Here is a 12,455-nt window from a genome sequence, read left to right on the forward strand (position 1 = left end):
GCAAAAGGTTCTAAATACACAAACTTTGCAGATTATTGCCTAATCTTCTCGAACAGGAGGAGAGTGTTCAAAAGAATTCTCTATAATAGGCACAGCAAAACGATCAGAGAAATATCTTACAATCCCTCACAAAGCGTTTACGAGGACCTGGTATGGCAGATGAATTCCTAAAGCGCGAGACTACGATTGATGCCTGTCAGAAACTGGCCCAATTAGTGGACCGCCATACCCATGGCAGAGGAAACGGCATCCATTCAACGGCGATCGCTCAGTTGGAATTGATGCGGGAATCTGTGGCTCCTACGGCGCTCCGCGCTGTGTATGAACCAACGCTTTGTATTATTCTTCAGGGCAGGAAAGAAACTTTACTGGGACAGGAAACCTATCACTATGGTGCGGCTCAATATATTGTTGTCACTGTAGATCTGCCGCTAAGTGGAAATATTGTCGAAGCGACACCGGACCAGCCGTATCTATGCTTTAAGTTAAACCTGGACGCGACTGAGCTTTGGCATATTATCGACCAACTTCAGCGCAGTCCCAATCAAAAAGAAAGTTCAGTGAGAGGCTTATTTGTAAGCGATGCCAATACCCGATTGATTGAGTGTGCTACCCGGCTCACACGGCTTCTAGATACGCCCGAGGATATTCCATTCCTGGCACCGATGATGATTCGCGAAATCTATTACCGTCTATTAATGGGCGACCAGAATGAAGCAGTCTGGCAGATTGCGACCTCCGGCAGCTATATGCAGCGCATTGCCGAGGTGATTAAACAGATCAAAACTGAGTTTACAAAACCATTGAGCATGGAGGATTTAGCAAAGCAAGCGAGGATGTCTTCTGCCTCATTTCATCGGCACTTTAAGGCAGTGACCTCAATGAGTCCATTGCAATATCAAAAGCAGTTGAGGTTATTGGAAGCCCGTCGCCTGATGCTGGCTGAAGATGTGGATGCAACCCGTGCCGCGTATCAAGTGGGTTATGAGAGCCCTTCTCAGTTCAATCGCGAATACTCTCGCATGTTTGGTGCGCCACCGAAGAAGGATGTTGATCGTTTACGAGTTGCCTGAGGATTAGGAGATTTCCAGTAATGAAATTACCCCCCAGAATGTTGGTGCTTTGCCCGCTTCGCGGGCAAAGCACCAACATTCTGGGTAAATTCTTATGCAGAAACCTCCTTAACGGTGGAGCGATCGCTGAGATTAACGTTAAGCTGAGCGGTTCTGCACATAACAAGCCCTGCTGCACTGGAACGAATCTGAGCGATCGTTGAGCTGCAACCATCGCTGCGTCCGGCGAGTAGGAACGTTAGCTACGACGCACAAATCCCTCCGATGATTACAACACCAGACATCACTTTCTAGCTACTGGGTAACTATCGCTGTTGGAAACGTCGGTTCGATGGTTGAGGGAAGATGCCCTGTTTTCACATAAATTAAGGCACCCGATTGGCTAAAGGGAGTGTGACGGCTACCGCTGGGGTTACGCAGCCAGGTTCCCCTGGGATACACCCCAAATTCATCCTCAAACACTCCATCCAGGACGAAGATTTCCTCTCCGCCAAGATGGCTATGATGCTTAAACTGAGTACCCGGTGTCCACTTCACCAGGGCTACATTTTCAGACCCAAAACTGTGAAGTGGCATTACCTCTAGCCCGTCTACCAAGCCAGGAAACCAGCCGGCTTGGTTCGTATTAATGACAACTCGCTGCTGATCATGTGGGTGCATTTGCCAAAGTTTGACCAGAATCGTTGTGCCATTTTGGCTGAATGGCGTGTGAGTGGAACCGACGGGATTGCGAATATACGTTCCAGCAGGATAGTCTCCATATTCATCGGAGAAAGTTCCTTCTAAAACAAAAAACTCTTCCCCACCCCCATGGTTGTGGGCTGAGAAATGGCTATTTGGCCCATATCGGACGATGGACGTAGCACGAGCAACCTCCTCCCCATCCCGCTCCAGCATTCGTCGCTGGACACCGGGCATGGGAGAGTCAATCCAGGGAAGTTCTTCACTGGGGATGACCACTCGCTGGCTCAAGTCTGCATGTAATTTCATCGTTTGGTTTTCCTGAAAAGTGAGTGCACAGCCGGAGACACCGCATTCACGCGGATGCCTTGACTCGCAAGTTCCATGGCGAGGTGTTGTGTCAGGGAGTGAAGTCCTGACTTTTGCAATTCGGTGACGGCTGCCTGGAGTTTTTCGGCTCGTTTACCAATCAAGACGACAGAACCGTCCCCTTGCAACAGCAATTGAGCGACACTTTTGCCAATGCCACTGGTGCCACCCATCACAATCAGTTTTTGTCCTTCAAATGGCTGATCATAAGATTACCTCCTGGAGAATGGAATAATAATTACTCCAGTTACTTTTGTCACCCTAAAAAAGGGGGGTTTCCGGTATGAAATAGGAGTAAAACCACGGTAAGTATTCTCACTCTAAAAAATGTAATCTGGAATACGTTCCTGATAAATGGGGTTGAAATGAGTAACTTTAGCTGGCTAGCTGATCTTCCTCCTCGGAACCGCAAATCAGCGGGTTTTGTAGACCATTACCTTAATTCTTTCGCATCCCCTCGACTGCCCCATGATGAAGCCTATATGCGTGGGTGGGATGAGGCCAAAGGAATAGGCGCTAGAGCTCAGCACACACAAATTACTGCCCACTAACCCTACATTTGCTCTTGACAGCTGGGTTTTGGGCGATCGCTCCTGCCTCCTCCAACACCAAGGGCTGGCTCAACCCCGGCCCGATGCCACATCTACAATCGGCTGGAGAAACTGAGTCAACAAACAGAACTCCTCAGATCTGAAATATTGGCAGAAATCGTCGAAATTCTTGCAAGGCCCTCAAACGGGAAAGAGTAGCGATCGCTGAAACAAACGGTAGGCGATAAATCCTCCATGGGAAATGGCAAATGTGGCAGTGGCTGCAAACTTTGCAAAGCACAATCTATAGGCGCAAAACATTAGTCAAAGCACCACCAAAAACATTGCTTCATACTGCCCATCGAGCAGTGGTTACTCAAGTTCTGTCTGATTCACTGGCTGTTGATGTGTCAGAGTCCAGCTTGTTTTATCGTTCCATTGAGGGTAAAGTTATCTGCCGCTCGATTGTATCGGGTGACATTCGATGGGAATCAATAGATGATGCTTACCCTTTGCGTGTGAGCGACAAGGGCTCAAAACCTTTTGTAATGACTTATTAGCGATCGCCCTTCCACCCCCTAAACCATCCTCTGACCGGAAGTTTAGTAGCCGACCCTTTTTTCTCCATACTTTTCCAGCAGTTCAGCAATGAGGGAATCTTTCCCAACTGCACGCCACGTTTCGTATTTATAGCGCTCCGTACGCGAGAAGCTGTTATGAAGCTCTTCTCCACATTGCACTGTGAGGAGCCGATCCAGGGGCGGTTCAACGTCCTCCTGCTCAACAGAGTATAGATCAGTTCCAACAACCCACCCGCCAGGGGTAAGGTGCCACTCTCGGCAACTGCGACTTACAGACATTGAACCGCACCCTTTTCCAGTAAATTTCAGTATCTTACCCTGCCCCTAATCGGTAAGGCAGCGGCGCGATCGCTATTCATTGTACCAAAGGTGAGAATAGCAGCTTGGCTAACCATGATGATTACAGCAATTCTCAGTATGGGCATCAAAGCCAAGAGTTCACGCCCTACGGGCGTGAACTCTTGGCTTTGATGCCCGAAAACCGCGCGCCAAAGGCGCGCGGTTTTCGGGCCTGATTTCAAAATGAGAATTGCTGTGATGATTAACAACAATGTAGAAAATATCCGTAATAGAGAAAAATTACTTCATAATACAGGTGCGCTCTTAACCTGGTACTGTGGTGTGTCGCCTCGCCAGAACTCTGACCGTAAGAACAAATCTCTACAAGTTTCTAATCGGGTTTCCGGCCTCTCGCCTCTCGCCCCTTTGCGGCACCTAACTCATACGAAGGAGCTTCGCAGCCTCAAGTGGCTCTGGCGGGCAGTAACCCTTTAGCCAATATTTGGCTACTGAATCCCGAACGCGCTCTACAGATGCCGATTCGACCAAAGCTCATTATCGGTGCTGTTGGGGATAAGTGGCTTCTTAACTTCCTAATTTGCCTGGTATTGATTCTGCTGAATTTATAAGCTATCTGCATACAGCGCTTTACTTCAATTGAACAACCAGCCAAAACTGCAAATTTAAAAGAAGTGCCAGAAATTTTTGAATAGGAACAAAATTATGACGATTTCACAAGTAACTGGTCACAATGCGCAGCTTGACATCGCTCGTCGTTTCCACGCAGCACTTGTTACTCGTGACTGGAGTGCAATCCATGCTCTCCTAACAGACGATGCTCAGTGGACACTACCGGGAAACAACACGATCTCAGGTACCGCTAACGGATCCGACGCAGTAGTCGATCGTGCCCGCAAAATTGCAGACTATGGGCTGAAGTTTGAGCTACTGCATATTCTGGTGAGCCGAAACAATGTAGCGCTGTCTCTACACAACACGGCACAACAAGATGAGCGCATACTCGACGAGCATCTCGCTACAGTCTGTCAGCTCAAGAAGGGCAAAATCGCTGCGATCGAAACATTTCTCTCGGATGTTGATGGCATGAACGCCTTCTTTGTTTAAGTCAGAAGTGTGAGCATTCAGGCAGCTATCTATTAATAGGAGTAATTTCATGACGCAATCATTCTGGTTTTTTGGTTCTCACCTCACTATTGTTGCTGATCACACCACAACTGGAGGTAAATATGACCTGATTGAAGGCTATTTCCCACCTGGCTCACAAACTCCTCCCCATCTCCACACTCGCTATTCCGAACAGCTCTACGTGCTGGAAGGAGAATTCACCGTCTGGGCAGGGGAGAACAAGATGGTGCTAAAGGCGGGTGAAAGCTTCCTGATTCCAATTGGTACACCTCATGTTGTTGCAGCACTCGGCGATCAGCCCGCTCGTGGGTTGATTGTTGCTGCACCCAGTGCTTTTGCTCGGCTGATTGAAGCAGCAGGGACACAGAACGAAAACGAGCCATCGGATATGGGGCTGTTCGATCGTATTTCTTTCGAAATTGGTGACGAAATTCTGGGTATGCCCGGAGATTTGCCCCTCACATCAACCCAGGTTTAATAACTCCCACATTCTGGAAAAACAGTTATCATTATGGCTCAAGGGAATAAAACTACCCACTGCTGAAGGGATTGACTACCAGCAGTTGGTCACCGATACCACTGGATTTAGCGACTATCTGGAGCGACAAATCGCTGAGCATTCTGAATTGTTTCCAGCACGTATTGGAGAAGGCGATCGCAATGTCATCTCTTTTATGCTTTCACGAGTTCGGAACCTATAGCTAGTTGAACTTTTTCTGATAGCCAGGGTGTACACGCAAGTATTTCAGCCGTTTTTAAGATCAATATACGGAAAGATTCCATTGATTTTCCATATACGGAAGAACAATGGAATTTTTCTGTATATCTATCCCTGCCCTATCCCATATCAAGGCTTCTAGAGACAATCAAGGACAAAAAGCCGAAAGTTTCGGCTTTTTGTCTCAAGAAATACGAAAGAGTAAGGCTTCCAGTCATTTTCTTGGAGTATTATACGGAAAGATTCCATTGAATAAGTAGTTATACGTAACCGATACGCCGATTGAGTCCGTTGAGATTGTCTGGTTGCGATCGCCCTTTTGAAGGGGCAGTATGCAGTAGGGAGTGTGGAGGTTAAGATTTTGCGGTCATGAATATTTAACGTAGAGCATTTAAGATGATAAATTATAGCAATCCTAAATGGTTCATGAATTTTGGGATCCCATTTCAATCCTGAAATGCTTATCGGTCAACGGTTTCGGTCGTTAGATTTTTTACAAATGATTTAGAACTGCTATATAAGTCTGATCACAAGTTCGCAACACCAAAGAGCGAGAATAGGAGTTTCAAATATGGCTTTAGATCAACTCGAGGCATTTTTAAAGAAAATGCAGTCTGAACCTGCACTTAAAAATGAGGTGCTTGCTTCATCAACAGCAGATGAAGTTGCACAAATAGCACTAAAGCTTGGTTTTGAATTTTCAGGTGATGAATTATTGAGAATGTCAGGTAAGAAAGTTGGCAGGGTTACGGTTAAAAGAAAGGATCTTCCTGGAGAGTACTGGGGGAATTGAGCGATCGCTCTACCCAAGCTCAGATCGCACCCAAAACCCATCCAATAGACTAAGACAGAAACAGATAACCAATCTTGGTGAATGGTCAAAGCAAATTGGGATAAAGAAAAACTGAGCGAAAATTGGACTCTTTTACCAACCGAATTAAATCTGGTTGGTAAAAAGTTAGCACGAATCATCGCTTTTACTTCTGGCGATCGCCAAGTCTCAGGAATTTTATCTCGAACACTATGCGCGGTTACTTCAAGGATTAGCATCGCCATCATTACCCTAGCAGAATTGTTGATTTCTTAGCGCCGCCAACCATAGACTTGAGATGTTGGAGGAGCGCACCGCATAACAACGCCCATGCACACCGACCGCCGAAAGTTGATCGGTTATGGCAGAGGATACCTGCGGCGGTTGATGGGCAACGTTAGACCTCATTTCTCGTAAAGTCATAAGTTCTGGAATTCAAAGAAAAATGGGAAGTTACGATCAAGAAATAGCTAGTTTGGTCAACTTATGTCTCCTGGCAAGAAAGAGGAAACTACTTTAGAGAAGCAGTCAGCCGACCCAGATTCTTGGATATGGGCGTTTTGGGCAGGAGTAATACTAACTATTTTGTAACTACTCAGGTTAAAGAGCAGGGAGGACAGGGTTTCCAGCAAAGACGTGTTGGAGAGTCTTTAGCACATCAATGCCTTGCTTTCTCACATCAGTTTGCCACCCGCAGACCTGTCTCATCAGAATGCCCCACCTCAGCTTGTTGGATGACGACCTTCAGCCCTTGCTCAACCAATTCCAATTGCTCATCACAATGGGTATGCGTTGTACAGTGTTTCCTCCGAAAGCTCACACCCAACCACGTCCCGCAATAGGTCGCAGACCCGCATCGAAGGTAGCAGTTGTCCTACCATCAGGTACACCATCAACCCTGTGATCCCGCTGCCATACTGCACCACGCTGTTCACTTCGCTGGGAAATGTGGCTTGATTGAGGACTCCACAACAAGGGCACCGTTTCTCCTCGACTTGGTGTTCGCTTACCCACAAGCGCAACGGAGGTAAATCATGCACCTGACGTAAGACCCAATCGACCGCAACATCATGCAGTCCTTGTCCACACCCCTCACACTGCATAACTGCTCAAGATTCTTCTCCCTGTAAGGGTTTCAGGCTAATTGCCTCTCATCGCAGTCACACTCATGATCCCTTATTGAGGTGAACCTAACCACACTCAACATGAAATTTGCCTATACTTTCACTGAGGTAAGGGTTAAAAAGGAGATCTGATGGTTCATCCAGCGTCTGAGCGGCTTCAGCAAAATGCAGATCGAATCATGCACTTGTGGGAGGAGCGGGCACGGAATGAAATCAGTGCCTCTCTGCATCACAACTCGCTGATCTTGCAAAATTCACTACCCCAGTACTTGGACTTCCTCGTTACTGAACTGTCAACCACCATTGAACGCACACCGACTCGAATTAACGCCGATAAAGTGGAAAGCGATCGCATTGGCAGAAAACATGGACGCGAACGAGCAGGATATGCGGATTACTCAATCACTCAATTAATCTTGGAGTATCACATTCTCCGCCAGGTCATCTTTCAGGTGCTAGAAGAAGAAACACCCCTAACCTCACGGGAACGAGACATTATCATCACGTCTATTGAGCAAGCCGTCAATGATGCGGCAACGCAGTTCTCAGAAACGTTGAGCGAGATTCAAGAGTTGTTTATGGTGACACTGACCCATGATCTGAAAAACCCTCTGAATGTGATGAAAATGGGTACACAACTGGTTCTACGCCGCTTTGAGCCAGGGGATACGTACTTTGATGTCACCGCTAGAATGCTCGGTGCGATCGATCGACTCGACACGATGATTCAAAATTTGCTGGATGCGAGTCGGTTACGGGCAGGACAGGGATTGAGTCTGTCATTGGAGAATTGCGATTTAGAGCAACTCATTCGCGACATTGTAGAAGACTTAAACTTCGCGTATGAAAAACGCTTTGTGCTGTTTTCAGATGGCGCAGTTGAAACCCGTTGTAGTCGTAAGGAGCTACAACGGGTAATTGAAAATATCGCCACGAATGCAGTGAAATATGGTGCGCCTGATAGGCCAATCACTCTCACACTGCAATACACGGCAACGACAGTCCGCATCACGATTCATAACGAAGGTCAGCCTATTCCTCCAGAAGCACAGTCCATTCTCTTTCAGCAATTTCGCCGTACCAAGACTGCTGGAGAGCAAAAAGGATGGGGCTTGGGCTTATTTGTGTCGAAGAGCTTGATTGAAGCCCATCAAGGAATTATTGAGGTTGAAAGTTCAGAGGATAAGGGGACAAGCTTTATCATCACGTTGCCAATCGTCTCGACCGAGACAATTCAACCGTAGAGGTAATTCCCTTAATGGTTCTCTACCAAATTGGTTCTTGTGATCTCCTGCTAAAATCAAGCCCGTGAGAGACGCCAGCAAACAGGCTCGTAATTAATGTAAAAGTAGCGTGATTGGATAAAGCGTAATGTGAGCTCTGAGTGGTTGAGTCAGCAAATGAATGCGTTAAGTGAGCGAGTGCGTGCCCCCCTGCATGATGACGCTTATGATGACTCGTTCCCACTCCAGCACTGTTGCCCCAAGATCTGCCAGAGCTGAGTAATTCTCTAGAAGAACTGCGAATATCTCAAGAGGCAATGAATCTGCGAGTTTAGTGTCAGGAGATAGCCTCACAGCCTGAGCAATGTGTATGTGCTGGGGATGATGAAGCCGATAATCGCGACCTGTTGACCGTTGTGCTAGAGCAGGCTGGAGCCACGGTTTGATCCACCGCTTTGGTCAATGAAGCTTTGCAGGGGATGCAACAGTCGCAGCCTGATGTGTTGATTAGCAATGTGGGGATGCCAGGGCAGCATAGCTATGCGTTGCTTCGTCAGGTGCGGAATGAGTCTGATCGAGTCGGTATGGTTCCGGCGATCGCCCCTACCGCATACTCTACAGAAAAAGACCGCAAACAGTTATTAGAGGCAGGCTTTCAGCTTCACCTCTCTAAGTCTGGCTCTAACCCTCTCGCATAAATTTTTTGCTTCAAACTGACCGATCTGAAAAGCTGTCGCTGATGGAGTACCATCTCTGTCTGACCTAAAAAGAGAAAGCCAGTGGGATTAAGGACAGAATGAAAGCGAGTGAGGATGAAATTTTGAGCCTCCGGCGTAAAATACATCAACACATTACGGCAGATGAGTAAATCAATGGCAGGCAGGGGATTATCCCTCATCAGGTCATGCCGCTCAAATGTGACGAGGCGGGCAAGATCGGGAGAGAAACGAAGCTCTGGGGAGAAAACTGAATCTTGTCCGGTTGGCTTGAAGTATTTCTCTAACAGATTGGGAGGAAGCCCAATCGTATCTAAACTATTGTAAATACCGCTCTGTGCTTGCTGGAGCGCATCTGGATCGGCATCCGTGGCATAACACTGAATTCGCTGCTGACAAAATTCAACCCCTAAATTTTCTGCCAATAAGATTAAAAGGCTATAAATTTCTGCTCCGGTGGCACACCCTGCGCTCCAGATGCGAATCGGTTCATCGGATGGCTTACAGTCAATAATTTTAGGAATAATTTCGGTGGCTAGATAAATCCAGGCATTGCGATCGCGGAAAAAAGCCGTAAAGTTGATTAGAACATCATTTAGCAGAGCCAGGTGTTCTTCTGGATGACTTTGCAAACACTGTAGGTAGTTTTCATAGGTATCAATGTAAATTCGGTGCATTCGATGCCGAAATCGGCGCATCAACGTCGAGCGTTTATAGTGCGTTAAGTCGCACGCTCGGCTGTTCTTGAGGTAGTCCAACAGGGTTTCAAATTCTAGACTGGCTTCATCGGGGTTTTGAAACCGCTTCCCCCCTGAAGGCTCTGTATCGTACAAGTAGCTATTCTCGGAGTGATTTGGAACAAACATATGGCACTCCTCGCGCAGGCTTTGAGTACGAATCACATATAGCCTTAGACTGAGGTTACCGCTTGCGTACGAATTGGAAAGGGTTACGTTAAAAAAATTAACCTTTTTTTAGTAATCCAACTCTAAGGAGATTTCCAGATAAGAACTTCCCCATTATTTGGGAAAAAGGCGCGGCGAAGCCGCGCCTTTTTCCCAAATAATGGGGATATTGTTTCTCAGAAATCTCCTAAGAATCTTTGTGGTGCTGAATGGAGGTATGACATGGAATGCTAAACTATGGCTTCACATTCCATGTCATACCTCCATTCAGCACGGGGAGAATTTTTTCTGTCACGTTGTCAGCCGCTATCAGCCTATGATTCGTGAGTAAAACCTAGAATAGAGCGAATAGATACGAATCTATATTATCTTTAGACTGAGATCGTCATTTGCGTACGAATTAAGTATGTCTTCGTCCGAAAAACTTCAAGCTACCCTGAATGCCCTCAATACCCAACGAGCAAAGATCATCGGGGAAGGCTGGTTTTTGCAACATTGCTGGTTAGTGCAGGTCAAGCCCGGAGGCACTGCCCACACCGACTCTAAGTATTGGCAGGTGAGGAGCCGTCAACCGCTGTTTAATGGCAAGACCCTGAAGCACCTCAGAGCTGAGGAGGTGGAGGATTATAAGGCGGCGATCGCCCGAGGTCGGCAGATCACGCAGGTCGATCGGCAGATTAAGAAACTTCAACAACAGCTCAGTCAACAGGCTTCTACAGCAGATGTCTCAGGAGACGTTTCAATTCTCTCCCGATCAACCCCACAGGAAACGTCCCTCCCGGTGCCCATGCTGGTAGGTAGTTCTCAGCGATCGCCAAAAGAATCGGTAGAACAGCCTCTAGTAAAATTCGCTGATCTGGCCGAGCAGGAGTGCCTTGTTAAAGAAGTGCTTGCGAGTAGTCAGGCATTGAGAGCTTCACTGCGCCAGTCAGTTGCGCTTTGCAAACAGTTAGGGGCAAGGAATACTGACCTGAGAAAAGGGCATCCCCGCGCTTAGGATCACGAACAAAATAACCTGTAATTCTTGTTGTGAGAGGGGCAGCTTTGCCGCCCCTCTCACAACAAGAATTACAGGTGAATAAATACGCGATCCTTAGTAGGCGTGAAGCATACTTTGCTTGGCACAGGCGAGGCGATCGCCCCCTACGAATCCTAAATTTCTTCTGTAAGCTTTAATTTTTCAGCCAAATTGTCTTGGCTTAATACTTCGTTGCCCATCACGGCTTGCCGAACTAATTTCGCTCGTTGTTGAGCGTCCTCAGCTTTTTTCAATAGCAGGTCTGCCGCTTCCGGCTCATTCATCTCACGTAGATGACTGGCGGTATGCTTCATTAACATCTCACTAGCTTCGATCGTGCGGATGCCATCCCAAAGGGTTTCTTCGATGGATTGGGTTACTTCCGCTAAAAGGGAATTGAGCGAATAGGCGTGCCCGGTATGGCAGCGAAAGCGCAGCAGGTTTCCTTCTTTTAACTGCAACAGTACGCCGTGACATTCAGGACAGGTAAAGGGAGACAGATCGCCTAGCCTCATGATGCCCATCTCCAGCCCATTGTCTTCTCGCGCCACACCCACTTCAACACCCATCTTTTCAGACACCGGACTTTCCTCCTGCTCAGGAATCTCTTTGTTTACTAAATCCCCTAACAACGCTCCTATTTGGCTGATCGGTACACAATAATCGACTTCTACTGCTTGCAGTGCCGCCCTGGGCATGGAGGGGTACAGGGCTTCGATTGGGTCTTGAACAATTGCAATGCCGCCACGCTCTTTGATGGCATATAGCCCAGCCGCACCATCATCCAGACTGCCCGTTAACACAATGCCAATGACTCGTGTGCCATACGACCAGGCAGCCGAGCGAAACAAAACATCCACAGCCGGACGAAAGCGGTTTTCTTTGGGGCCCCGCGAGAGCCGAACTGTCCCTGGCTCCACCAACAAATGATGATCGGGGGGAGCGACATAAATATGACCCGAGCGAATGGGTTCCTGGTCAACGGCTTGCGTCACGGAGAGGGGGGTGAGCCGCGCCAAAATTTGGGGTAACAGGCTTGGGTTGTCTGGAGAGATATGCCAAACGATGAAGATTGCCGCAGGAAAGTTAGAGAGCAGTTGAGAAATCAGCGTTTCAAAGGCTCTGAGTCCTCCAGCTGATGCACCGATGACGATAATGTCTGGCTTTGGCACGCAACGCTCCTGCTCATCGTGAGTTTCGGGCAACGCCTAGACTCAGAAGCTAACATACTCTTTCAGCAGATAATACTTCCTCAGGGTTAGTTTATCGCGCTGTGCGGGT

At 47.6% G+C, this 12,455-nt stretch carries 14 protein-coding genes; 8 read left to right on the top strand and 6 right to left on the bottom strand.

Features of this window, described 5'->3' with window-relative positions; translation table 11 throughout:
- The first annotated feature begins 152 nt into the window (after positions 1–152).
- Positions 153–1,073, top strand: a complete 921-nt coding sequence (locus H6F91_RS21995; RefSeq protein ID WP_190789474.1) for an AraC family transcriptional regulator — start codon at positions 153–155, stop codon at positions 1,071–1,073.
- A 294-nt stretch (positions 1,074–1,367) separates the two neighbouring features.
- Here H6F91_RS21995 and H6F91_RS22005 read toward each other — a convergent pair whose 3' ends face one another.
- The 3 genes from H6F91_RS22005 to H6F91_RS22015 form a co-directional block, all read right to left on the bottom strand.
- Entirely contained in the window at positions 1,368–2,063 is a 696-nt protein-coding gene (locus tag H6F91_RS22005) for a cupin domain-containing protein (RefSeq protein WP_190772540.1), read from the bottom strand.
- The gene (locus H6F91_RS22010) at positions 2,060–2,296 is read right to left on the bottom strand and encodes an SDR family oxidoreductase (protein WP_190772541.1); all 237 of its coding nucleotides are present in this window, start codon (positions 2,294–2,296) and stop codon (positions 2,060–2,062) included. Before H6F91_RS22010 ends, H6F91_RS22005 begins: the two co-directional genes overlap by 4 nt.
- Before the next feature lie 959 nt (positions 2,297–3,255).
- Entirely contained in the window at positions 3,256–3,513 is a 258-nt protein-coding gene (locus H6F91_RS22015; protein WP_190772543.1) for a hypothetical protein, read from the bottom strand.
- A 723-nt stretch (positions 3,514–4,236) separates the two neighbouring features.
- On the opposite strand from H6F91_RS22015, the gene H6F91_RS22020 reads away from it, so the two are divergent.
- From H6F91_RS22020 to H6F91_RS22035, 4 genes are all read left to right on the top strand, one after another.
- A complete protein-coding gene (locus H6F91_RS22020) occupies positions 4,237–4,638 on the top strand; it encodes a nuclear transport factor 2 family protein (RefSeq protein WP_190770270.1) in 402 nt (133 codons plus the stop codon).
- Positions 4,639–4,687: 49 nt separating this feature from the next.
- Positions 4,688–5,137, top strand: coding sequence for a cupin domain-containing protein (locus tag H6F91_RS22025; RefSeq protein ID WP_190770269.1), 450 nt, complete (start codon positions 4,688–4,690; stop codon positions 5,135–5,137).
- 811 nt (positions 5,138–5,948) lie between these two features.
- The gene (locus H6F91_RS22030) at positions 5,949–6,170 is read left to right on the top strand and encodes a Nif11-like leader peptide family natural product precursor (RefSeq protein WP_171575679.1); all 222 of its coding nucleotides are present in this window, start codon (positions 5,949–5,951) and stop codon (positions 6,168–6,170) included.
- A gap of 81 nt (positions 6,171–6,251) precedes the next feature.
- Positions 6,252–6,464, top strand: a complete 213-nt coding sequence (locus H6F91_RS22035; protein WP_190770268.1) for a hypothetical protein — start codon at positions 6,252–6,254, stop codon at positions 6,462–6,464.
- A gap of 500 nt (positions 6,465–6,964) precedes the next feature.
- On the opposite strand, the gene H6F91_RS22040 is transcribed toward H6F91_RS22035, so the two are convergent.
- Positions 6,965–7,291, bottom strand: a complete 327-nt coding sequence (locus tag H6F91_RS22040) for an IS66 family transposase zinc-finger binding domain-containing protein (protein WP_190770267.1) — start codon at positions 7,289–7,291, stop codon at positions 6,965–6,967.
- 152 nt (positions 7,292–7,443) lie between these two features.
- On the opposite strand from H6F91_RS22040, the gene H6F91_RS27615 reads away from it, so the two are divergent.
- Positions 7,444–8,556, top strand: coding sequence for a HAMP domain-containing sensor histidine kinase (locus H6F91_RS27615; protein ID WP_199307986.1), 1,113 nt, complete (start codon positions 7,444–7,446; stop codon positions 8,554–8,556).
- Positions 8,557–9,014: 458 nt separating this feature from the next.
- Positions 9,015–9,233, top strand: a complete 219-nt coding sequence (locus tag H6F91_RS22050; RefSeq protein ID WP_206754960.1) for a response regulator — start codon at positions 9,015–9,017, stop codon at positions 9,231–9,233.
- On the opposite strand, the gene H6F91_RS22055 is transcribed toward H6F91_RS22050, so the two are convergent.
- Positions 9,197–10,117 carry a protein-glutamate O-methyltransferase CheR gene (locus H6F91_RS22055; RefSeq protein ID WP_190770265.1) on the bottom strand — a complete coding sequence of 307 codons (921 nt, stop codon included), beginning with the start codon at positions 10,115–10,117 and terminating at the stop codon, positions 9,197–9,199. The two genes, H6F91_RS22050 and H6F91_RS22055, sit on opposite strands and share 37 nt — an antisense overlap.
- Before the next feature lie 445 nt (positions 10,118–10,562).
- On the opposite strand from H6F91_RS22055, the gene H6F91_RS22060 reads away from it, so the two are divergent.
- The gene (locus H6F91_RS22060) at positions 10,563–11,153 is read left to right on the top strand and encodes a hypothetical protein (protein ID WP_190770264.1); all 591 of its coding nucleotides are present in this window, start codon (positions 10,563–10,565) and stop codon (positions 11,151–11,153) included.
- A gap of 155 nt (positions 11,154–11,308) precedes the next feature.
- Here the strand turns inward: H6F91_RS22060 and H6F91_RS22065 are convergent, their stop codons facing one another.
- Positions 11,309–12,346: a chemotaxis protein CheB gene (locus H6F91_RS22065; protein WP_190770263.1), complete on the bottom strand. Its 1,038-nt coding sequence runs from the start codon at positions 12,344–12,346 to the stop codon at positions 11,309–11,311.
- Positions 12,347–12,455: the final 109 nt, after the last annotated feature.

The sequence above is a fragment of the Leptolyngbya sp. FACHB-8 genome (genome assembly GCF_014695575.1).
Lineage (GTDB): Bacteria > Cyanobacteriota > Cyanobacteriia > Elainellales > Elainellaceae > Vacuolonema.